The following is a 21,964-nucleotide window of genomic DNA, read 5'->3' on the forward strand; positions in this document are numbered from 1 at the left end:
CGGCACGGGTAGAAAGCCCGCAATCCCGAAACAGCTAAAAATGCGAGAAAAGCCCTAAATGGCGCGGCAGTTCATCTATCATATGCAGGGCCTGACCAAGACCTACCCGACCGGCAAGAAGGTGCTCGACAACGTTCACCTCTCCTTCTACCCGGACGCCAAGATCGGCGTGCTCGGCATCAACGGCTCCGGTAAGTCGACGCTGCTCCGCATCATGGCCGGCATCGACAAGGAATTCACCGGCGAAGGCTTCGTCGCCGAAGGGGCCAAGGTCGGCTACCTGCCACAGGAGCCGCCGCTCGTCCCCGAGCTGAATGTTCGGGAAAACGTGATGCTCGGCGTCGCCGCCAAACAGGCGATCCTCGACCGCTACAACGAACTCGCCATGAACTATTCGGACGGGACGGCGGACGAGATGACCCGGCTGCAGGACGAGATCGAAGCGCAAAACCTTTGGGATCTCGACTCGCAGGTCGAACAGGCGATGGATGCGCTGGGCTGTCCGCCAGACGATTGGTCGGTCGACAAGCTCTCAGGCGGCGAAAAACGCCGCGTCGCGCTGTGCAAGCTGCTGCTCGAAAAGCCCGATCTGCTGCTGCTCGACGAGCCGACCAACCACCTCGATGCCGAGACGGTGAACTGGCTCGAAGGGCATCTGCGCGACTATCCCGGCGCGATCCTGATCGTCACCCATGACCGCTACTTCCTTGACAATGTGACGGGCTGGATCCTTGAGCTCGATCGCGGCCGCGGCATTCCGCACGAGGGCAATTACACCTCCTACCTCAAGCAGAAGGCCAAGCGCCTGTCGCTGGAGAAGAGCGAGGATGCCTCGCGCCAGAAGCAGATCGAGCAAGAGGCCGAGTGGATGGGCTCTTCGCCGAAGGCAAGGCAGGCGAAGTCGAAGGCGCGTATTCAGCGCTATCAGGACCTCGTTGAGAAGCAGGCGGACCGCATCCCGAGCGCGACGCAGATCGTCATCCCGGTCGCCGAGCGGCTCGGCAACAATGTCGTCGAGTTCACCGGGCTCTCCAAGGCCTTCGGCGACAAGCTCCTCATCGACGATCTGACGTTCAAGCTACCGCCGGGCGGAATCGTCGGCGTCATCGGCCCGAACGGCGCCGGCAAGACCACGCTGTTCCGCATGATCACCGGGCAGGAGAAGCCCGACAGCGGCACCATCAGCGTCGGTGAGAGCGTCAAGCTCGGCTACGTCGACCAGTCACGCGACAAACTCGACGGCAGCAAGAATGTCTGGGAGGAGATTTCCGACGGGCAGGATGTGATCTATCTCGGCAAGCGCGAGATCAATTCGCGCGCGTACACCGGCGCCTTCAACTTCAAGGGCCCTGACCAGCAAAAGAAGGTCGGCCAGCTCTCCGGCGGTGAACGCAACCGCGTACATCTGGCAAAGATGCTGAAGACCGGCGCCAATCTCCTGCTGCTCGACGAACCAACCAACGACCTCGACGTCGAGACGCTACGTGCGTTGGAAGACGCGCTGACCGATTACGCCGGCTGCGCCGTCATCATCTCGCACGATCGCTTCTTTTTGGACCGCATCGCCACCCACATGCTCGCCTTCGAAGGCGATGCCCATGTCGAATGGTTCGAGGGCAATTTCGCCGACTATGAGGAAGACAAGAAGCGGCGGCTGGGTGTCGAGGAACTGATCCCGCACCGGATGAAATATAAGAAATTTTCAAGATAATCGGAACCGGAACGCGATTTTCGCGTTCCTCGTCCGTGGGCGCGAAGTCCGTATGCCGGAACTCAGGCCCGCATCAATTTAACGGCAAGACCGCTGACGCTAACCCGCTGCAAAGTAGCCGCACCGGGGAGGTCTCCGTCGTCGGCATGATCGACGCCGTAATCGACTTCGATAATCGCGTCCGCGTCGCAGTCTTCCGCAACATCAACCAGATTCTCAAGCGCCTTGGCCTTGTAGAAATCCTGAGTCACAGCCGACCGGCGCCCGTGCCAGCCCGAAGCAGCGTGAATGCGGCCAATCGGCACGACCTTCACCCCTTCGATGTCGTTATCATAAATGATTCGCATAACCTCTTCGTCCTTGATTTGCTTTGACGCTGAACATCCGCCTGTTCGGCCTCATCGCCTTTTCTTCTCAGTCCCTTCGGGCTTCTTCCCTCGCGGCGTCCGGTTTTTTCCGAGGCGCTTACCGCTCGCCGCTTTCCTCACAAGTGCCTGCGCTCCAAGGCGCAAACTTGATCAGATTGTGGCTTCATCAGTGCATTGGCTGCTTCGCAGTAACTATGCGTTCACAACGCGTTAAAACATCGTTTCGAATCACACACGCGACATTGACGAGGTTGCCGACAATTTGCTTCGCGCAGTTAACGAAAGCTAATCGAAAGGTCCGCGCCGCGCTGTTTATCCTCTGACTGTGTTGTCCGTGCCATGTGCCGCAGCCAACTTCAGCAACGGGTAGTTCAACTTGTGTATCGCGTCTGTAATTTGGAACACGCATCGCTGCATGACACCTATGCGTATAGGCGCGTGAAACTGAACGGCAGCCGAATACATTCGGGCAGAAAAAAGACCAGCCTCCATGCACGCAAGTGCCCGACCGAATGACGAGTTGGCGCTTTACAATATAAAGATATCTTTATATGATTTCTCCAATGAGCCTGTTCCCCAATCAGACGATTGCCTTCGATTCCGTCCTTGCGGCGCTCGCCGCCGCGGCCGAGCCGACGCGCCTGCGTCTTTTGGCTTTGCTGGCCGAAGCCGAACTGACGGTGACCGAGCTGGTGACGATTCTAGGCCAGTCGCAACCAAGAATCTCCAGGCATCTCAAGCTCTTGGCGGAGGCCGGCCTGGTTGAGCGGCATCGCGAGGGCGCCTGGGTCTTTTTCCTCGCCGCCAGCAATGGAGCCGTGGGGTCACTGCTTTCGACGATTCTCGGGACGCTTGCCCCGGACGACGCAACCCGTGCCGCCGATCGCGGCCGCCTGGCCGAAGTGCGCCAGGCCCGTACCGAACAAGCGGCCCGCTATTTCGCGGCCCATGCGGCCGATTGGGACAAAATCCGGGCCCTGCATATCCGCGAGGAACGGGTCGAAGCCGCCATCGGCGACCTGATCGGACGGGGGCCGGTTCAGGCCCTGCTTGATCTTGGTACCGGAACGGGGCGGATGCTCGAGCTTCTCGCACCGCGCGCCGCGCGCGCCGTCGGCATCGATCAGTCGCCGCAAATGCTGGCGCTTGCTCGGGACCGGCTCGAAAAGGCCGGCCTGCGCAACGTCCAGCTTCGCCAGGGCGACATTTATGCCCTTCCTGTCGAGCACGATCGCTACGATCTCGTCATCATCCATCAGGTACTGCATTATCTCGACGATCCGGCCCGCGCGGTGCGCGAGGCAGCCCGGGCCCTTCGGCCCTCCGGCCGCTTGCTGATCATCGATTTCGCGCCACATGAAGAAGAGAGTTTGCGCAGCGAACATGCGCATCGCCGTCTCGGCTTTTCCGGCGAGGAGATCGCCGGTCTCCTGGAAGAGGCCGGCCTCGACATGATCGGCCGGCGCGACCTCGTGCCAAGCAAGAGAGACGGCGGCAAGCTGACCGTCTCCCTTTGGTTCGGACGTGACCGCCGCGTCATCGCCGATCCAATCCCCCAAACCAACCGTGAGTTTGCCTGATGGCCTTGGCCGATTTTTCCGAACCCGCGCCCCGCGCCAGCCACCGCATCTGCTCGGGAATGAACGTCTCGTTCGAGTTCTTTCCGCCGCAGACGGAGGAAATGGAGCGGACTTTGTGGACCTCGATCGAGCGGCTGGCCCCTCTCGCGCCGGAATTCGTCTCGGTGACCTATGGTGCCGGCGGCGCCACGCGCGAGCGCACCCACGCGACGGTTGCGCGCATCGTCGAGGAGACCACGATCAAGCCTGCGGCGCATCTGACCTGCGTCGGCGCCACCTCTTCGGAGATCGACGAAGTCGCCCGCTCGTATTGGGACATCGGCGTGCGCCACATCGTGGCGTTGCGCGGCGATCCGCAGGGCGGTGTCGGTCAAAGCTTCAGGCCACATCCCGAAGGCTACGCCAATTCGACAGCATTGGTCGCTGGCCTCAAGAGCCTCGCTGATTTCGAGATCACGGTCTCGGCCTATCCCGAAGGCCATCCGGAAAGCGCCTCGTTCGAACAGGACATCGACGTCCTGAAAGCCAAAATCGATGCCGGCGCAACGCGTGCCATCACCCAATTCTTCTTCGAGAACGAGGTCTATTTCCGTTTTCTCGACAAGTGTTACGATCGCGGCATCACGATCCCGATTATCCCCGGCATCGTACCGGTGCAGAATTTCCGTCAGACCGCGCGCTTCGCACAAAGGGCTGGCGCCACGGTGCCAACCTGGCTAGCCGAACGGTTTGAAGGTCTCGACGACGATCCGACGACCCGTCGCCTGATCGCCGCGACCGTCGCCGCCGAACAGGTCTTCGACCTCGTTGACGCTGGCGTCGAGCATTTCCATTTCTACACGATGAATCGCGCGGATCTCGTCTATGCGATCTGCCACCTGCTCGGCCTTCGGCCGCAGGCCGAGACGAAAGCTGCTTGATGTCCAAAGTTCCCGCGTCCGATTGCCATAATGAACTTCGTGCCGCCGCCGCAGAGCGCATTCTTGTGCTCGACGGCGCCATGGGCACGATGATCCAGACGCATAAATTCAGCGAGGCGGACTTCCGTGGCGAACGTTTCGCCGATTGGCCGCGCGACCTGCGCGGCAACAACGATCTGCTGGTGCTGACACAGCCACACGCGATCGAGGCGATCCATTTCGCCTATGCGCAAGCTGGCGCCGACATCATTGCGACCAATACGTTTTCTTCGACCCGCATCGCGCAGGCCGATTACGGCATGGAAGACCTCGTGCCGGAATTGAACCGCGAGGCCGCCCGTCTCTGCCGCAATGCCGCCGACCGCGCCCAGGCGAAGGATGGCCGCCGCCGCTTCGTCGCCGGCTCCATCGGCCCGACGAACCGGACCGCCTCGATCTCGCCCGACGTCAACAATCCTGGCTTTCGCGCCGTCAGTTTCGACGAATTGCGCGCCGCCTATGCCGAGGCAGCCGAAGCCCTCATCGAAGGCGGCTCCGATGTTCTGCTGATCGAAACGATCTTCGACACGCTCAACGCCAAGGCTGCCTACGCCGGCATCGACGATGTGTTCGAGAAAATCGGCTGCAAATTGCCGGTGATGATTTCCGGCACGATCACCGATTTGTCCGGCCGCACGCTCTCCGGCCAGACGCCGACGGCGTTCTGGTATTCGTTGCAGCACACGGCGCCCTTGTCGATCGGGCTTAATTGCGCGCTCGGCGCCCGCGAGATGCGCGCCCATCTGGCCGAGCTTTCGCGCATTGCCGATACGCTGATCTGCGCCTATCCCAATGCTGGCCTGCCGAACGAATTCGGACTCTATGACGAGAGCCCCGAATATATGGCGGAGCTGATCGGCGAATTCGCCGACTCGGGCCTCGTTAATATCGTCGGCGGCTGCTGCGGCACGACGCCGTCGCATATTCACGCGATGGCGAAGCGCGTCGCGGGCTTGAAGCCACGGGAGATTCCGGAGATCGAGCCCCGCCTGCGGCTTTCCGGCCTCGAACCTTTCACGCTCACGCCCGACATTCGCTTCGTCAATGTCGGCGAACGCACCAATGTCACCGGCTCTGCGCGCTTCCGCAAATTGATCAAGGAAGGCAATTACGCTGCGGCCCTCGATGTCGCGCGCGATCAGGTGAGTAATGGAGCGCAGATTATCGACATCAACATGGATGAGGGCCTGCTCGATTCGCAGCAGGCGATGGTCGATTACCTCAATCTCATCGCCGCGGAACCGGACATCGCTCGGGTGCCGGTGATGATCGATTCCTCGAAATTTTCGGTGATCGAAGCCGGCCTCAAATGCGTTCAGGGCAAGTCGATCGTGAACTCGATCTCGCTGAAGGAAGGCGAAGAATCCTTCATCGAACACGCCAAGCTTGTCCACCGCTACGGCGCCGCCGTCGTGGTCATGGCCTTCGATGAGAAAGGCCAGGCGGATACGCTTGAGCGCAAGGTCGAAATTTCCGCGCGCGCCTACAAAATCCTCACGGAGACGGTCGGCTTTCCGCCGCAGGATATCATTTTCGATCCGAATATTTTCGCCGTCGCGACGGGCATCGAAGAGCACAACAATTACGGCGTCGATTTCATTGAGGCGACGCGGAAAATCCGCGAGCGCTTCCCGCTCGTCCATATTTCCGGCGGCGTCTCGAACCTGTCCTTTTCATTCCGCGGCAACGAACGGGTGCGTGAGGCGATGCACTCGGTCTTCCTTTATCACGCGATCAGCGCGGGCATGGACATGGGCATCGTCAATGCCGGCCAGCTCGCGGTTTATGCGGATATCGAGCCTGAACTGCGCGAAGCCTGCGAAGATGTCGTGCTGAATCGGCGTCCGGATTCCACTGAGCGTCTGCTCGCCCTTGCCGAAAGCTACAAGGGCAAGGGCATGGAGGCGAAGGAGAAAGACCTCGCCTGGCGCGAGATGCCTGTCGAAAAGCGGCTGGAACACGCGCTCGTCGCGGGCATCACCGAATATATCGACATTGATGTCGAAGAGGCGCGGCAAATGTCGACACGGACGCTCGATGTCATCGAAGGGCCGCTGATGGCCGGCATGAATGTCGTCGGCGACCTCTTTGGCTCAGGTAAGATGTTCCTCCCGCAGGTCGTCAAATCCGCCCGTGTGATGAAGAAAGCTGTCGCCTATCTCCTGCCCTATATGGAGGCGGAGAAATCCGGTGCGCGCTCGACCGCCGGCAAGATTCTGATGGCGACCGTCAAGGGCGACGTCCACGACATCGGCAAGAACATTGTCGGCGTCGTTCTGGCCTGCAACAATTACGAGATCATCGATCTCGGCGTCATGGTGCCGGCGCAGAAGATTCTCGATACGGCGAAAGCCGAGAATGTCGATGCCATCGGTCTCTCGGGCCTCATCACGCCCTCGCTCGACGAAATGTGCTTCGTCGCGTCGGAAATGGAACGCGAAGGCTTCGACCTGCCGCTGTTGATCGGCGGGGCGACGACGAGCCGTGTCCATACCGCGGTAAAGATTCACCCCAATTATCACCGTGGCCAAGCCGTTTATGTCACCGATGCGAGCCGCGCGGTCGGCACCGTGCAATCACTGCTCTCGCGCGATAACCGCGTCGCCTATATCGACAAGGTGCGCGGCGAATATCAGAAGGTTGCCGAAGCACATGCGCGCGGCGAACGCGACAAGGCGCGCATTTCGCTCGTGCAGGCGCGCGCCAATGGATTGAAGCTCGATTTCGCGGCCTATACGCCGCCAAAGCCGATGTTCACCGGCACACGCGTTTTTCGCTCTTACGATATTGAGGAGTTGATCCCTTATATCGACTGGACGCCGTTCTTCCGTACCTGGGAGTTGCGCGGTCGCTACCCGGAAATTTTCGACGACAAGGAGCAAGGCGAAGCGGCGCGCCAGCTCTATGACGATGCGCGAGAAATGCTAAAGCAGATTGTCGCCGAACGCTGGTTCGATCCGAAAGCCATTATCGGTTTCTGGCCCGCGAATGCGGTCGGCGATGACATCCGACTCTATACGGGCGAGTCGCGCAGCGAGACATTGGCGAATTTGCATACATTGCGCCAGCAGCTCTCGAAGCGCGAGGGACGCCACAATGTCGCGCTCGCGGATTTCATCGCGCCGGAAGGCAGCGGCAAAGCTGATTATATCGGCGGCTTCGTCGTCACCGCCGGGGCGCGTGAGGAAAAGCTTGCCGAGCGTTTTGCCAAGGCGAACGACGATTATCGTTCGATCCTCGTCAAGGCGTTGGGCGACCGCATCGCCGAGGCTCTGGCCGAGCGGATGCACGAGCGCGTGCGGCGCGAGTTCTGGGCCTATGCGCCGGACGAAACGTTGTCGAACGACGACCGGATCACGGAGAAATACCGCGGCATCCGGCCGGCGCCCGGCTATCCCGCTCAGCCCGACCATACCGAAAAGGGAACGCTGTTCGAACTTCTGCTGGCGGAACGCCGCATCGGCGTGAAGCTGACCGAGAGTTTCGCAATGTGGCCGGGCTCGTCGGTCAGCGGGCTCTATCTCGCCCATCCCGAAGCGCATTATTTCGGCGTCGGCAAGATCGAGCGCGATCAGGTCGAGGATTATGCGAAACGCAAGGGCATGTCCGTCGACGAAGCGGAGCGCTGGCTGGCGCCGGTTCTCAACTACGACCGCACGCCCGTCGCGGCGGAATAGCACCCAATGGCCTAGCCATCCCCCATCAACCTGCCCGTTGACCGCGGTGGGCAGGCATTGCACATTATTGTCAGACAATCTGAGGATGTGCCATGACCCGGTCCGACTCGCCGCAAATACGCTTCCCCACTCTGGAGGCGTCGCTGCCGAAGCGACGGAACCTCTTTTACGGTGGCGCGTGGCATCAGCCGCAAGGCGGCTATGCCGACACGATCAACCCCGGAACTGGTGAAAATCTGGGGCCCGTCGCCGAGGCAAATCGGGCCGATGTCGATCAGGCGGTCGAAGCCGCTTATCGCGGCTTTCTACAATGGCGTGACACCCGGCCTTTCGAGCGCACCGATTATCTGCGCCGCTTTGCACAGGCTATGCGCGATCACGCCGCAGAACTCGCGATGCTCGATGCCGCCAATTGCGGCAACCCTGTCACGCCGATGCTGAAAGACGTTTACGACGGTGCCCAATATGTCGATTTCTTCGCCGGTCTGACGACGGAAGTAAAAGGCGTCATCACGCCCATGGGGCCGGGCATCATCAACATGACGGTGCACGAGCCGCTCGGCGTCTGCGCCCGCATCCTCGCCTATAATCATCCGCTGATGTTTCTGGCCATCAAGATCGGCGCACCGATCGCCGCCGGCAACAGCGTCATCGTCAAGCCGCCGCCGCAGGCGCCGCTATCGGCGCTGCGCCTGTTCGAGATCGCGGGCGATATTTTTCCGCCGGGTGTGCTCAACCTTGTCACCGGCGGTCTGGAGAGCGGAGTCGCTCTCGTCGAACATCCGCGCGTCCCCTCGGTAAGTCTGGTCGGCAGCGTGCCAAGTGGCGTCGCCGTCGCAAAAGGCGCGGCAGAACGGCTGAAGCATGTCGGTCTCGAACTCGGCGGCAAGAACGCACTGGTCGTCTATCCCGACGCCGATCTCGCCAAGGCAGCCGACGGCGCGATCAAAGGTATGAACTTCCTCTGGTGCGGCCAATCTTGCGGCTCGACTTCGCGGCTGTTTCTGCACGAAACGATCTATGACCAAGTTCTGGCCGATGTTCTTGCCGGCATCAGCCGTCACAAGCCCGGCCTGCCGACCGATCCCACGACCACGATGGGCGCGCTTATCTCCCGCCAGCAGCAGGAAAAAGTGCTGCGCTATATCGAGATTGCCAAAGCCGAAGGCGCGCGGCTGGTCTGCGGCGGCACGGTGCCCTCGGCGCTGAACCTCGTCGGCGGCTTCTATGTCGAGCCCACGGTCTTTGTCGATGTCACGCCCGATATGCGCATTGCCCGGGAGGAAGTGTTCGGTCCCGTGCTTTCAGTGCTGCGCTGGTCCGACGAAACGACTTTGTTCGAAGCGATCAACAGCGTCGAATATGGACTGACGGGATCAATCTGGACAAAAGATCTCGCGACGGCGCATCGCGCAGCCGCACGCATTGAGTCAGGCTATATCTGGGTCAATGGTGCGGGACCGCACTATATCAGCGCGCCCTTCGGCGGCTATAAAATGTCTGGTCTCGGCAGAGAAGAATATATCGACGAACTCTTCCACTTCACCGAAACCAAGAACATCCACATCACGCTCTAGCCGGCACCCGTTCCTACCAGGCGCGGCTTTCGAAGATGCGCTAAAGCGCCAGCAAATCCTGCAGCGTATTTCGCGTTGAGAGATCGGCCTCGCCATCGACGCGCTGCGGCCGGAAATGGCGCTGGAAGGCCGTCACCACTTTCTCGGTTTTATCGTCATAAACACCTGTGACCTCGAGCCCGTAACCGTAGGCGACCAGCTTACGCTGAAGATCCCAGACCTCGGCGCCCTCGTCGCCAAGACTCAGGCCCGCATCGGGGCCGATTGGACGCGGTGGCACATAAAGGCCGACACCGGCCGCCGCGAGTTTCGCCCAGGGGAAAAGCTCGCCTGGGTCGGCCTTGCGCTCCGGCGCGATATCGGAATGCGCGAGAATGTTCTGCGGTAGGATTTCATGTCGTTCGGCAACATCGCGGCAGAGCGCGATCACGGCATCGATCTGCGCATCAGGATAGGCAGGCAGGCCGAAATCATGACCGCCATTGACGATCTCAATGCCGATCGAAACCGCGTTCATATCGGTTTCATCCGCCCAGAAACTTTTGCCGGCGTGCCAGGCGCGGTAGGCTTCATGCACGAGCTGAAATATGCGCCCGTCTTCCTCGACGACATAATGCGCCGAGACTTCCGAATTCGGGTCGCCTAGCCGTTCAAGGGCCGCTACGCCGGTCGCCATCCCCGTATAATGCAAAACGATCGTATTGGGCTCGCGCCCATGCCTTAACCCGTAATTGAGCGAAGGAAGCGGCTCGGCCAGCAAAGAGTCTGAGATGAAATCGCTCATGATGTACGCCACGCTGGCGTTTAATATCCGTAATAGGCCACGCAGATCGGGCGGCCATAGACATCATAGTCCCAATGCGCGCAACGCGGCGGTGGTGGCGGCGGATAATAGCCCGGCGGCGGAGGTGGCGGCGGCCGCGTGTTGGCGCCAATAATGGCGCCGGTCGCCGCACCCAGGACGCCGCCTGCGAGCGCCGCGCCGGGCGAGCCGCCGGCCGCCGCGCCGAGTGCCAATCCGGTCGCGCCGCCGATCGCCGCGCCCGATGTTGCACGCTGCTCCGGGGTGTAGCCGCACCCGGCAAGGAGAAGACACAGCATTACAATCGAAAGGCCGCCGCGCAGTTTCATTTTGTCCCCACCGGGAATGGAGTGCCGTCTTCAATGATGCAGAAATCCTTTAAAATTTTGTTCAGATCGCGATGGCCGTACGGCACACGCATGTTCTGCTTCGGTTGACGGCAGGCCGCCACGCGCCTATCCCGACGCAGCCAGTCGGCTGGATGGCCGCCGCTTTTGCGGAGGAAAGTCCGGGCTCCATAGAGACACGGTGCCGGATAACGTCCGGCGGGGGTGACCCCAGGGATAGCGCCACAGAAACGAGACCGCCCGCCGGTTCGCCGGCAGGTAAGGGTGAAACGGTGCGGTAAGAGCGCACCGCGCGTCTGGTAACAGCCGCGGCATGGCAAGCCCCACCGGGAGCAAAACCGAATAGGGGCGCGGGCGGCCTCGAAAGAGGACCGCAGGGCCGTCTCCAGACCCGCGCCCGGGTAGGTTGCTTGAGACGGCCGGCAACGGCCGTCCTAGAGGAATGGCCGTCACGTGCGCTTCGGCGCGCCATACAAAACCCGGCTTATAGGCCGACTGGCGACTTTAACGGGAGAGGCAGAGCCGGCTAATTTAGCCGGCCTGCTGCATGCGCGAGCATCGTATAGACCTTGCCGGTCTCCGATGTGAGATAGGTGCGCGTCAGGGTGTCGTCGCGGTCGTCACGGCCAACATCCGCCAGGAGACGCTCGAACTCCTGGATGTAGCGATCAACTGTGACCCGGAAATCGGCATCCGCGCGGTAGCGGCGGCGGATTTCCTCGAACGTTTGAGCGCCGCGGCCGATGTAAAGCCCGCGCGCGAAGGCACCACTTTCACCGCCGCGATAACGATCCCAAGCGTCAGCAATCGCGGCATGATCGACCATCCGGGCGATGTCGTGCGAGATCGTTTCAAGCGGTTCCGAGGCCGCCGGGCTACGCCCGATCGGCGGCAGCATCCGCGGGGCGTCCTCCGGTGCTGCAGGCCGGCGCGGTTGCTCGTCGCGCGAGGCGCGGGCGAGCAGATCGGAGAGCCAGCCCGGACCACGATCACCCACAGGCGGGGTCGGCCGTGCGGCGGGCTGCGCCGACCGTGACGGACGCGGCGGCTCCGAACGGTTTTCGCGCTGAGATTCGGAGAAGCGCGGCGTTTCGGAGCGCGCTGGCTCGGAGAAACGTGGTGCTTCGGAACGTGGCTCCGAGAAACGCGGCACGTCAGAACGCGCGGGCTCGATACGGCGCGATGGCGCGACGTCCCGTGCCGGCGAGGATGCCAACGGATCCGACAAATCGTAGCCGTGACCTGAGCGCGCGACGATGTCGGTCAGCTCGTTCAACGCCTTGATCTGATCGGCGACGACACGGCGCATGGCGGCTGTCTGCTCTGCCGTTTCCTGCGGCAGGCTGACGGTATTTCGACGCAATTCCTCGCGGGTCGATTCGAGCTCGCGCTGAATCTCGCGCGCCATGCCGCGCATGTCGGTGGCGGCCGCCTGGAAGCGCGCCGTCGATTGGCCGAAAATATCCTCGATCTCGGCGCTGGCCTGTTCATAGGCGGTTCGCATGAGGTCGACCGTGCGGTCGCGTTCATTGCTGATGGAGTTGCGAATGTCGCCGAACTGACGCTCGGCCTGGCTGGCCGTCGTCTGCGATGTGTTCGCGAGGAACGTGCCGATCTCATGCGCGCGGGTTTCCGCGCGACGGAAGGCTTCCTCAATGAGATTCGTGAACGAAGTCGTGACTTCGTCGATTTCCTCGCGCCGCGCCTGCACGTTGGCCAAGAGGTTTTCGAGAGCGCCGCGGCGTTCCTTGAGGCTTTGATCCAGTTCGGCTTGCGAATGCGTGAGATCGGCAGCGGCGATCGTAAGCGCCTGCTGCTGATGCGCGATCGTCTCGAAGAGTGCCTGCGCGCTGGCGACGGTGGAGTTCGCGTTGTCGCCAAGCGCATCTATCCGGCGATTGATGTCGTAGGTGACATGCTCAAAGTCGGCGATACGGGCGCTCAAACCCGATTCAATCGCCGAGAAGGCCGCTTGCGCGCTTTCGACAGTGCGCTGCACGGCCGAGTTCTTCTCGTCGAGCGCGCCGAGCGCCTCGCCCAGGCCGCCGCGAACCTGATGATGGGTCGCGACCAGCGAATTGACCGAAGCCGCGGCGCCGGCAGCCAAGGCATCGTTGAGGCTTTGAGTCGACTGGTCGAGCGCTGCAGTGAGTTCCGCCTGTTTGCGGCCCAACTTGTTAACGAGGTCCGTGCCCTTGGTATCGAGCACGGCATCAATGGCCTGCGAGCGCTCGCTCAGCGTTGCGTGCAGATTGCCGCTGCGTTCGTCGAGCGCGGCTTGTAGCTCCACGAGACGGCCTGCGAGAGTTGCGCCGATCTCGTTGACGCGACCGGCGAGAACGCCGCCGATCTCTCCGATGCGTCCCGCAAGCGTCGAATCCAGATCCTGTCCCGCCTGGTTGAGCAAAGTCCGCAGCGCGTCGGCGCGGCCGCTCAACAGCCCCTCAAGCTGACCCGATTCATGATCGAGCGCAGCGCTGATGTTGCCGGTATGATGCGCCAGCGTCTGATCGATCTCACGCGCCCGCTGCCCCAGATTTTCGGACAACTCCCGACCGCGCTGATCGAGATCGGCCGTGACGTTATCGAGACGACCGACGATCTGCTCCTCGAAGCGGGCGATGCGGCCATCGAGCGTATCGGCGATCTCGCTGGCGCGCAGGCCAAGAACCTCGTTCACATCCTGGGCTTGATCGGACAAGGTCTGCGCGATTTCGTTGGCACGGCCGCTAAGCAAATGATTGACCTCATCGGCCTTGACCGCCAGCGTCTGCGCGATTTCCGTCGTACGTGCGCCAAGCACTTGATCGACCTCGTCGGCCTTGGCCGAGAGCAGCAATGCGATCTCTGTCGCGCGGCTGCCGAGAATCGAATTGATCTCCCCAGCCCGCGCATCGAAAGCCGAACTGATGTCGCTGGCCTGGCCACCGAGCAAAGAACTGATTTCCTCGGCCCGCGCTGCGAGCGTGTCACCGATGCCTGCAGTGCTGTCGCTCAGCAATTGGTTCGCCACGGCGGCTTTTTCTGCGAAGTTTTCGTTGAAAGCCGTGACGTGGTGCGCCATTTCGGCATTGATCGCTTCGGCCCGCGCCGCGAGCGTGTCGCCGATGCCCGCGGTGCTCTCGCTCAGCAACTGGTTCGCCACGGCGGCTTTTTCTGCGAAGTTTTCGTTGAAAGCCGTGACGTGGTGCGCCATTTCGGCGTTGATTGCTTCGGCCTGCGCCGCGAGCATGTCGCCGATGCCCGCGGTGCCGTCGCTCAGCAATTGGCTCGCCGCGTCTGCCTTTTCCGCGAAGCTTTCACTGAAAGCGGTGACATGGTGCGCCATTGCGGCGTTGATCGCTTCCGCCCGTGTGTCGAGCGCCTGGGTGATGTCGCGATTGCCGTCACTCAGGACGCGCGCGATTTCGAGTGTCCGCGCCGCCAGTGTTTCGTGCAACGATCTAGCGCGGCCATCGAGCGCGTTGTCGATACGGCCGAACAAGCCATCGAGCGAATCGGCAACTTGCTGCACTCTGGCCGTGGTCCGGTCATCGAGCGTCTGCGCATGCAGGGTAAAGACTTCTGCCGTCCGGTCAGTATGCTCGGCGAGCTTGCGATCGAGGTCGCCGCCCTGGCTATCGAGCACGCCTTGCAGCGTTTCAAAATGCGTGCTGAGCCGGCCCGCAAGTGCATCGGCGTTCTCGCCGAGCCGGTCGGCGACTTCGTTGCCGTGCCCGGCAATCGTATCTTCAAAGCGCGCAAGCCGCTCCGCGAGCGTTTCATTGATACGTTCGCTATGCATGCCGATGGCGCTGATCGCATCGCCCGCGGTCTCAGCGAAGCGATCGTTGAGCGTCCCCGCATGGTAGGCGAAATTATCGAACGATTCCTGCGCTGTCGTTGCAATGCGCTCATGCATCTTGTCTGAGTGCGCCGCAAAGGACGATGACGAATCTTCAAAGACCGTCGCGATCCGGGCGCTGGCTTCTTCAAGCTTTTGCGTGATCTCGGTAACGACGCTCTCGCTGCTGCCGCGCAGTTGCGCGTTCGCGTCGGCGAGCTTCTCGCTCAAACCCTGCGAGATATCGTCGAAAGCCGACGTCGTTCCGCCAAGCGCCGTCGCCGCACGCTCCGCCGCTTCATCGAGCTCGCGGACGATGCTGGAGACAACGGCTTCGCCAGTCGTGCGCAGATGCGCATCGACATCCTCAAGCCGTTGCGCGAAGTTCTGCGAGATCTCCTCAAAGGAAGACGTTGTTCCGCCGAGCAGCGTTGCGACACGGCCGCTCGCATCGTCGAGACGCTGAACGATATGATTCGCGAATGCCTCACTCGTCTCATGCAGATGCGCATCGACGTCGCCCAGACGCTGGTTGAAGGTCTCCGCAAGCGCGCCGTTGGCACGCGTCAGGGTCTCGTCAACCGACGCACGGGTCTGCTCAAGCCGGCCGATGATCTGTTCGCCGTGCGTGGCAAGTGTGCCGAGCAAGTCTTCACCGACGCGCGCGATGGAAAAGCGAATCTCTTCCGCAGTCGAACCGAGGGTGGTCGTGATACGATTCCCGGCATTGTTGAGGTTTTCGGAGAGACGAACCGCGGCGGTATCGAGTTCCTGAGCGAAGGAATCCTGCGCGCCACCCACGGCGGAACGCATCCGCTCGCTGTTGGCCATCATCGATTCACGTTCGGTCTGCAATTCATCGACGAGCGAGCGAATGCGGCGCTCGTTTTCCGAATAGGAGCGCTCGAGATTGGACACTTCGGAACGGACAAGCGTCTCGAGCTCGCCAGCGCGCGCCAGCGCCCGCTCAATGCCGTCGCCCATCGAGACGATCTCGCGGCGTATGGCCTGCGAAAGAGTCACCATCTGATCGCTGGCAATCGTCTCCGGCGCCGAAAGTCGCACGGCGATCTCTGCCATCGAGCGGGCCGTGAGGCGCATTTCCTGCGCACGGCGCGCCAAAAGCCCCGTGACCATGAAGAATATGACCGGGCCGACGGTCAGAAGCGCAAAGATCAAAGTCTCCGGCCGCGATATCGAGACGTGCGCGAAATAATCGGCGCGATGCGCCACGAAGAAGAAACCGGCCAAAGCCAGCCAGACGACCGAAAGAACGCCCGCGACAATGAGCGGCGCTGCGCTCGGCCGCCGATTCAGCGCTTTCAGGATCGCGCCAACGGAATGGCGATCGTCATTGGCAGGCGTGGCGGCGGGCTGAAGATTTGGACGGTTGGCGTTGAAATCGCCCTGTCCCGCCTCGACATTGTTATCCGGCCGGCGCGGCGCGAAGAGCGGGTGGTCTTCCACTTCCGGCAGTCGCGGCGTCGCGCGATCCAGATCAACAGGCGATGCCGACAAGGGCGCGCCCAGAGCCGGCCCTTCAGGATAGCGTTTCCTGATTTTGAGTGTCTTGTCGGGGTCCGAGGCCTTGGGAAAAATCGGCGTCGAAATTTCCGGCGCTTTATCTTCTTCGACAGCCGGCGCGCTGTCGGAGAGGTTTAGGGCCTCTTCAATTGCCGACAGCGCTGCAGCCGCCGGATCTTGCGCCTTATTGGACGTCGCCATTTTGACCTCTTACGCAAACGAAATACGCACCGAACAAGAACGCTACGGCAGGGATTCCCCGTCCGCCAACGGCGAAAACACAAATATTCCATTAACCAAGGGCAGTTTACATCCGGACCTGGGCGATGGAAACCGCCACTGCCAAAGGGTTTGGAAACGTCGTTAACGCGTTATTCACCATAGGCGGAAAGATTTACCGCCAAGTCAGCGTTCCAGTCATCATTGCGTGCGCTATCCGAAATTTGTCGAGCAAAACCCGTGCGTTGGCAAGCCACACTTGGGGTCGGCGGGATAATTAGCTGGGGATGGACGCGAGAGCGCCCAAAGCTGCACAAGGGACTGTCTTGCATAAATCGGCGCAAATACTCGATCTGAGCCACCTGGCGGCGCAAACGGGCGGCGATCACGCTCTTCAACGCGAGATTTTGGCGCTTTTCGTCCGTCAATCGCAGGAAATTCTGACCCTGCTTCGCGACGACGACGCCTTGCCGCAAGTCCGCGCCGACCTCGCCCATAAACTGAAAGGCTCGGCCCGGACTATCGGCGCCTTCGAATTCGCCCAGGCGGCGGAAACCGTAGAAACCGGCTTGCGGGCTGGCCACGCGATGCCCGCCGCACTTAAAGACCTATCCGCCGATGCGGACGCCGCCGACGCTGCCATCAGCTTTTATTTAACGAGCCTTTCTCATAACGGCTGAGCGCGCTCTGCTGCGACGCAACATAGAAGCTAACTCAAAATCGCGATTTTGCTGGCAAATCGCCGCCCCGGCGAAGACAAGGCTGTTCATCGCGCAAGCTCTTCATTAAGAAAGCGCGCAATCCTGTCCGAACCCCCCTGAGAAAGCATCAATGGTCCATATTACCTTCATCGATTCATCTGGCGAAAAAAGACCGGTTGAGGCCGAAGAAGGCTCGACGGTGATGGAGGCGGCGATCCGCAATTCGATCCCCGAGCTGACCGCCGAATGCGGCGGGGCCTGTGCCTGCGCCACCTGCCATGTCTATGTCGATGAAGCTTTTGTCTCCTTGACGGGCGAGCCCAGCCCGCAGGAAGAGGATATGCTTGATTTTGCCTATGATGTGCAGCCCAATTCGCGGCTCTCGTGTCAGATCAAAATCACACCCGAGATTGACGGCCTGGTCGTCAGGACGCCGGCACGCCAGGGCTAATTCCCCGAAGGAATTTCCCGGCGCTTCTTCCGCGGATCGCCAAGGACGCGTTAGCAAGCCGGCAAAATCTGCCAAGCCGCCAGGCATTGCAGCCCAGGCGCGCATATGAATTTTCAAGGAGCCCTTGATGGTTGATAATATTGATACAGATGTCGTCTTCGTGGGCGCCGGTCCCTCTGCCCTCTTCACGGTGTTCGAACTCGGCCTGCTCGATATCCGCTGCCAGTTGATCGACATCCTGCCGCGCGCCGGCGGCCAGTGCTCCGAGCTTTATCCCGAGAAGCCGATCTACGACATCCCCGCCCACCCGATGGTGACCGGCACTGGTCTCATCGACAACTTGATGGCGCAGATCGAACCTTTCCGGCCGACCTTCCATTTCGATCAATTGGTCACTGAACTTGAAAGCCTCGGCACGCCGGAGGCACCGCTGTTCCGCCTCAAGACCGACGCCGGCACGACTTTCACGGCAAAGGCGGTGATCGTCGCCGCCGGCGGTGGTTCATTCCAGCCGAAGAAGCCGCCGATCGAAGGCATCGAGGCCTATGAGGACAAATCCGTCTTCTACGCCGTGCGAAAGATGGAAGAATTTCGCGACAAGAACGTGCTCATCGTCGGCGGCGGCGATTCGGCGCTCGACTGGACGCTGAACCTGCATCCGATCGCCAAGAAGATCACGCTCGTCCATCGCCGCGACGAATTCCGCGCCGCGCCGCATTCAGTCAATGCGATGCGCGAACTCGTTGCCGCAGGCAAGATGGACCTTCGCATCGGCCAGATCATCGGCCTCGCCGGTGCCGACGGCGAACTCAGCGGCGCGCATTTCAAAGCCGGCAAGGAAGAGCCGGTCGAGATCGCCGTCGATCGGCTCATTCCCTTCTTCGGTTTGACGATGAAGCTCGGCCCGATCGCCGAATGGGGACTCAACCTCGAAGAGAATCTGATTCCGGTCGATACCGAGAAATTCGAGACCAGCGTTCCGGGTATCTTCGCCATCGGCGATATCAACTTTTATCCCGGCAAGCTGAAACTCATACTCTGCGGCTTCCACGAAGGCTCACTAGCGGCGCAGAAGGTGCATCGCTACGTCTATCCCGATAAGAAACTGACGTTCCAATACACGACGTCTTCGACGAGCCTGCAGAAGAAGCTCGGCGTTCAATAAAATCGGCGTTCAATAAAAAATGGGCCGACGTAAAGCCGGCCCATACACAACGTCACACGGGATTTTCCCGACCTCAATACTTAGCGACGACCGGCGCCGGCGCGGCCGGTGGATTCCAAAGCGGAATGATGATGCGGCCCCAGACCCGCGTGTCATATTGGCCGAGGCCGGGCGAAGCATTGCCAAGATAGGGCGCTTGATCGCGCGCCTCGACACTGCGCGTCGCCATGACTTCCGTCGTCACTGTCCCGAAGGTGTAACCGACGAGACCGCCAAGTGCGACCTGGCTATAGGGATGCGCGCCCCAACCGTTACGATAGGCATGGCTCACATCGCCCGAGGCATTGCCGATGAAGCCCAACTCCCATTTATCGATATGCTTGATCGCCGAGAAATCGACATCGAGCGTATCGGGCTGGGTCTGGAATCCATAGGCCGGATCGTTGCTGCTGAGGCCGAACGTGAGATTGGCGCCGAGGCTCCAGCCGTCCGCGCCGTTGTACGCGATGCCGGCAATGTCGGTGAAGGTCCAGAAATTGCCGCCGATCCCGAGCGTCTCGCCATTATAGGTGTTAACCGGGAAGAAGGTGCCGACGTACTCCGACACGCTCCAGCCGCTGCCGAGGTTCCAGACGTCGCCGATCAGCAGCGCCGAATTGTAGAAGGAAGTCGAGCTGATGCCGGCGGTGTGATCGCCGATACTCAACTCCGGCACCGTGGCGATCGCCTCGACATGGCCGCCGAGGAAATCGAACGGCGTCGACCAGATGAGAGCGGGCAGGTTGACCTCGCCCTGCACCTTGCCAGCACCCGCGGTCTGGCGCTCCATGTAATAGCCGGTGTCGGCGAAATAGAGACCGCCCGGCAGAGGCACCGCGACCGGCAGGTTCATCGTCCAGCCAGCAGGACTGACCGGATCGGCGAAGGCCCGCACGCCGCAAATATAAAATAGTGCCGCAGCCGATGCCGCGGACGCCCTCGCGAGCCTTATCGTTGATCGTTTCATGCAAATCCCCCTCCGGCTTATGTGCCGTTATCGGGGAAGATCGCACTCGTCGCGCGCGTCATAGGTGATGGAGATCAAGTCAGCTTCACATCGGATCGCGACAAATTGTCTCCGCGTTGTGTGATCTAGATCAATTCTGCTCGCCGACGCCGGCGCGATGCTTCCCACGGGAAGGAAGCAAAATGACATCGAGTCGTCAGACAAGCGTGCGGATACAAAAGGATTCGGCAAAGGCATCGTTCGCAGAAAAGGTGCGCGTCTGTGACTATTGCGAACTCCGCAACAGAGGCTTTTGCAGCCGCCTCACCGATGCTCAAAAGGCCATCCTCGCGGACACCGCGCGGCTCGTGACCGTGGAACCAAACAAGGCGCTTTTCCGTCAAGGCGACGAAACGGAGAACATCTACATCGTGCGCAACGGCCTGTTGCGACTCTATCAGCGCCATCTCAACGGACGGCGGCAAGTGATCGGCTTCGCCAAGCCCGGCGATCTGCTGCTCTCCCCCTTGAGCGAGCGTAACGAGTACAGCGCTGATGCCCTCGATCCCGTTTGTCTTTGCCATTTTCGCCGCCAGGATTTCATTGCCTTTTTCCAGCGCGACCCCGCTTTTTCGGCCGCTTTGGCGATCGCGATCCATGAAGAGCTGACGCGCGCGCGCCAGCAAATTGCGCTCCTCGGCCAAAAACGCGCCGAGCCAAAAGTGGCGCAATTCCTTCTCGCTCTGCTTGAAAGCTATGCGTGGCGCAATGTTGAGACAACGCTTGTGCCTGTGCGCGTTCCGCAAGCCGACATTGCCGATTTTCTCGGGATGACCGTGGAGACAGTGAACCGCACGCTGGCGCGCTTCGCCCGCGATGCGATCATCAGCGTCGCCAAACGCGGCATCGATTTCCTTGACCTGCGGCGACTCAAACAGATCGCCGAAAGCTATTAGCCTTTTCGCGCATCTTCGGCGGCCTTCTTGTCGGACTGAAAGAGAAACGGCGCGACATCGCCGATGCCCGGCGGCGATTCGATCGCGAATGGCATCGGCCGGCAGACGGCCATCGCCGACAGGCCGATGCGCGCGGTCAACATGCCGTTGAGAACGCCCTCGCCCAGACGCGCCGACAATTTGGCGGCAATGCCGTGGCCGACCACCTGCTGAATGAGCGAATCGCCGATGGCGACGCCGCCTGTGATAGCGAGATGCGCGCCGACCGAGCGGATGAGTTTGAGAAACCCAAAGAAACCGGGCCGTCCGCCGTAGATTTCCGAAATTCGACGAACAAGACGCAACGCCTGCGCGGCGACAAAGATCACATCGACAAGTGCGCGCGGCGAAATCGCAGTCACCATCGAAACACGCTTCGCGGCGGTCGCAATCTCACGCGAGACCTCCCGATCGAGCGGCCGAATGAGATCGCGCTCGGCGATGTCGATCAGGTCTCGGCCATCAACGATCTCCTTGGTGAGATCGAGAAGATTGGCACGCACGGCGGCGCTCGATCCGCGCTTTGATTGCAGGCTGACGAGTTCGGTCACGAGGCGACGCGCCGGATCGCGATCGTCGGCAGCGCGGGCCGCGGCAAAACTCATATGCATATGGGCGATCTTGCTTTGGCGGCCGATGCTCCAGATTTCGCGCCCGGCCATGACGGCAAGCGCAAGAAGCGCCAAGCCGCCGAGACCGACGGCCGCATAGCCCAAGGCCTTCGATCGCGAAAAGAGATCCGCGACAAGCTCAAAGACCCAGTTGCCCAAGGCGACGAGGACGAAACCGCTCGCCGCCGAAAAGAACAGGCCGCCCCAGGAAATGAGCGCGCTGCGGGTGATGCCACGACGTTGCGCCGATTCGACAGCGCGCTCGGCCGGGTCGAGCGCTGCCGCGGTCGCGGCTTCGGCCCCGACAAAATCCTCGACCGGTTCGAGCGTAAACGCCTCGTGCGGGGGCTCGGCGATCCCCTGCCCTTTGTCGAGCCGAAAAGCCTGAGGTTTCAATTTCGCTTCGGTCGCCAAAGCCGTTCTCGCAATCATTTCGATCGCATCGGATTGTCCGAAACCGGATGCGATG

The 21,964-nt window shown here is 61.3% G+C and carries 15 protein-coding genes and 1 other RNA gene; 10 read left to right on the top strand and 6 right to left on the bottom strand.

What is annotated here, in order from left to right; genetic code table 11:
- The first annotated feature begins 58 nt into the window (after window positions 1–58).
- The gene (gene ettA, locus WDN02_RS17570; protein ID WP_337294712.1) at window positions 59–1,711 is read left to right on the top strand and encodes an energy-dependent translational throttle protein EttA; all 1,653 of its coding nucleotides are present in this window, start codon (window positions 59–61) and stop codon (window positions 1,709–1,711) included.
- Between the two features lie 62 nt (window positions 1,712–1,773).
- Here the strand turns inward: ettA and WDN02_RS17575 are convergent, their stop codons facing one another.
- Complete coding sequence (locus WDN02_RS17575) at window positions 1,774–2,058, bottom strand: hypothetical protein (protein ID WP_337294713.1); 285 nt, start codon at window positions 2,056–2,058, stop codon at window positions 1,774–1,776.
- A 584-nt stretch (window positions 2,059–2,642) separates the two neighbouring features.
- On the opposite strand from WDN02_RS17575, the gene WDN02_RS17580 reads away from it, so the two are divergent.
- The 4 genes from WDN02_RS17580 (at window position 2,643) to WDN02_RS17595 (ending at window position 9,872) form a co-directional block, all read left to right on the top strand.
- Window positions 2,643–3,659, top strand: coding sequence for a metalloregulator ArsR/SmtB family transcription factor (locus WDN02_RS17580; RefSeq protein ID WP_337294714.1), 1,017 nt, complete (start codon window positions 2,643–2,645; stop codon window positions 3,657–3,659).
- Window positions 3,660–3,718: 59 nt separating this feature from the next.
- Complete coding sequence (metF, locus tag WDN02_RS17585) at window positions 3,719–4,579, top strand: methylenetetrahydrofolate reductase [NAD(P)H] (RefSeq protein ID WP_337294982.1); 861 nt, start codon at window positions 3,719–3,721, stop codon at window positions 4,577–4,579.
- The gene (gene metH / locus WDN02_RS17590) at window positions 4,579–8,295 is read left to right on the top strand and encodes a methionine synthase (RefSeq protein WP_337294715.1); all 3,717 of its coding nucleotides are present in this window, start codon (window positions 4,579–4,581) and stop codon (window positions 8,293–8,295) included. The genes metF and metH overlap by 1 nt, the downstream gene beginning before the upstream one ends.
- Before the next feature lie 92 nt (window positions 8,296–8,387).
- A complete protein-coding gene (locus tag WDN02_RS17595) occupies window positions 8,388–9,872 on the top strand; it encodes an aldehyde dehydrogenase family protein (RefSeq protein ID WP_337294716.1) in 1,485 nt (494 codons plus the stop codon).
- Between the two features lie 40 nt (window positions 9,873–9,912).
- Here WDN02_RS17595 and WDN02_RS17600 read toward each other — a convergent pair whose 3' ends face one another.
- Complete coding sequence (locus WDN02_RS17600) at window positions 9,913–10,656, bottom strand: N-acetylmuramoyl-L-alanine amidase (protein ID WP_337294717.1); 744 nt, start codon at window positions 10,654–10,656, stop codon at window positions 9,913–9,915.
- Between the two features lie 20 nt (window positions 10,657–10,676).
- Entirely contained in the window at window positions 10,677–11,003 is a 327-nt protein-coding gene (locus WDN02_RS17605; protein WP_337294718.1) for a hypothetical protein, read from the bottom strand.
- A gap of 140 nt (window positions 11,004–11,143) precedes the next feature.
- Between WDN02_RS17605 and rnpB the strand changes: the two genes are divergently transcribed.
- Window positions 11,144–11,524: RNase P RNA component class A (gene rnpB, locus WDN02_RS17610), an RNA gene on the top strand.
- A 23-nt stretch (window positions 11,525–11,547) separates the two neighbouring features.
- Here the strand turns inward: rnpB and WDN02_RS17615 are convergent.
- Complete coding sequence (locus WDN02_RS17615) at window positions 11,548–16,569, bottom strand: hypothetical protein (protein WP_337294719.1); 5,022 nt, start codon at window positions 16,567–16,569, stop codon at window positions 11,548–11,550.
- Window positions 16,570–16,874: 305 nt separating this feature from the next.
- On the opposite strand from WDN02_RS17615, the gene WDN02_RS17620 reads away from it, so the two are divergent.
- The 3 genes from WDN02_RS17620 to WDN02_RS17630 all read left to right on the top strand — a co-directional run bounded on the left by WDN02_RS17620 (window position 16,875) and on the right by WDN02_RS17630 (window position 18,904).
- Complete coding sequence (locus tag WDN02_RS17620) at window positions 16,875–17,267, top strand: Hpt domain-containing protein (RefSeq protein ID WP_337294720.1); 393 nt, start codon at window positions 16,875–16,877, stop codon at window positions 17,265–17,267.
- 151 nt (window positions 17,268–17,418) lie between these two features.
- Window positions 17,419–17,739: a 2Fe-2S iron-sulfur cluster-binding protein gene (locus WDN02_RS17625; protein WP_337294721.1), complete on the top strand. Its 321-nt coding sequence runs from the start codon at window positions 17,419–17,421 to the stop codon at window positions 17,737–17,739.
- 127 nt (window positions 17,740–17,866) lie between these two features.
- On the top strand, window positions 17,867–18,904 hold the full coding sequence (locus WDN02_RS17630) for an NAD(P)/FAD-dependent oxidoreductase (RefSeq protein ID WP_337294722.1): 1,038 nt from the start codon (window positions 17,867–17,869) through the stop codon (window positions 18,902–18,904).
- 73 nt (window positions 18,905–18,977) lie between these two features.
- On the opposite strand, the gene WDN02_RS17635 is transcribed toward WDN02_RS17630, so the two are convergent.
- Complete coding sequence (locus WDN02_RS17635) at window positions 18,978–19,910, bottom strand: transporter (protein ID WP_337294723.1); 933 nt, start codon at window positions 19,908–19,910, stop codon at window positions 18,978–18,980.
- A gap of 182 nt (window positions 19,911–20,092) precedes the next feature.
- Here WDN02_RS17635 and WDN02_RS17640 point away from each other — a divergent pair, with 182 nt between their 5' ends.
- Entirely contained in the window at window positions 20,093–20,845 is a 753-nt protein-coding gene (locus tag WDN02_RS17640; RefSeq protein WP_337294724.1) for a Crp/Fnr family transcriptional regulator, read from the top strand.
- Here WDN02_RS17640 and WDN02_RS17645 read toward each other — a convergent pair.
- Window positions 20,842–21,927: a TIGR01620 family protein gene (locus tag WDN02_RS17645; protein ID WP_337294725.1), complete on the bottom strand. Its 1,086-nt coding sequence runs from the start codon at window positions 21,925–21,927 to the stop codon at window positions 20,842–20,844. The two genes, WDN02_RS17640 and WDN02_RS17645, sit on opposite strands and share 4 nt — an antisense overlap.
- Between the last annotated feature and the right edge of the window lie 37 nt (window positions 21,928–21,964).

Source organism: Methylovirgula sp. (assembly GCF_037200945.1).
Taxonomy (GTDB): domain Bacteria; phylum Pseudomonadota; class Alphaproteobacteria; order Rhizobiales; family Beijerinckiaceae; genus Methylovirgula.

Coding starts and splice junctions, on each gene's coding strand:
- WDN02_RS17615 (WP_337294719.1), bottom strand. CDS start 16,569: ATGGCGACGTCCAATAAGGCGCAAGATCCGGCGGCTGCAGCGCTGTCG.
- WDN02_RS17645 (WP_337294725.1), bottom strand. CDS start 21,927: ATGATTGCGAGAACGGCTTTGGCGACCGAAGCGAAATTGAAACCTCAG.
- metH (WP_337294715.1), top strand. CDS start 4,579: ATGTCCAAAGTTCCCGCGTCCGATTGCCATAATGAACTTCGTGCCGCC.
- metF (WP_337294982.1), top strand. CDS start 3,719: ATGAACGTCTCGTTCGAGTTCTTTCCGCCGCAGACGGAGGAAATGGAG.
- WDN02_RS17600 (WP_337294717.1), bottom strand. CDS start 10,656: ATGAGCGATTTCATCTCAGACTCTTTGCTGGCCGAGCCGCTTCCTTCG.
- WDN02_RS17605 (WP_337294718.1), bottom strand. CDS start 11,003: ATGAAACTGCGCGGCGGCCTTTCGATTGTAATGCTGTGTCTTCTCCTT.
- WDN02_RS17625 (WP_337294721.1), top strand. CDS start 17,419: ATGGTCCATATTACCTTCATCGATTCATCTGGCGAAAAAAGACCGGTT.
- ettA (WP_337294712.1), top strand. CDS start 59: ATGGCGCGGCAGTTCATCTATCATATGCAGGGCCTGACCAAGACCTAC.
- WDN02_RS17575 (WP_337294713.1), bottom strand. CDS start 2,058: ATGCGAATCATTTATGATAACGACATCGAAGGGGTGAAGGTCGTGCCG.
- WDN02_RS17635 (WP_337294723.1), bottom strand. CDS start 19,910: ATGAAACGATCAACGATAAGGCTCGCGAGGGCGTCCGCGGCATCGGCT.
- WDN02_RS17630 (WP_337294722.1), top strand. CDS start 17,867: ATGGTTGATAATATTGATACAGATGTCGTCTTCGTGGGCGCCGGTCCC.
- WDN02_RS17580 (WP_337294714.1), top strand. CDS start 2,643: ATGAGCCTGTTCCCCAATCAGACGATTGCCTTCGATTCCGTCCTTGCG.
- WDN02_RS17595 (WP_337294716.1), top strand. CDS start 8,388: ATGACCCGGTCCGACTCGCCGCAAATACGCTTCCCCACTCTGGAGGCG.
- WDN02_RS17640 (WP_337294724.1), top strand. CDS start 20,093: ATGACATCGAGTCGTCAGACAAGCGTGCGGATACAAAAGGATTCGGCA.
- WDN02_RS17620 (WP_337294720.1), top strand. CDS start 16,875: ATGGACGCGAGAGCGCCCAAAGCTGCACAAGGGACTGTCTTGCATAAA.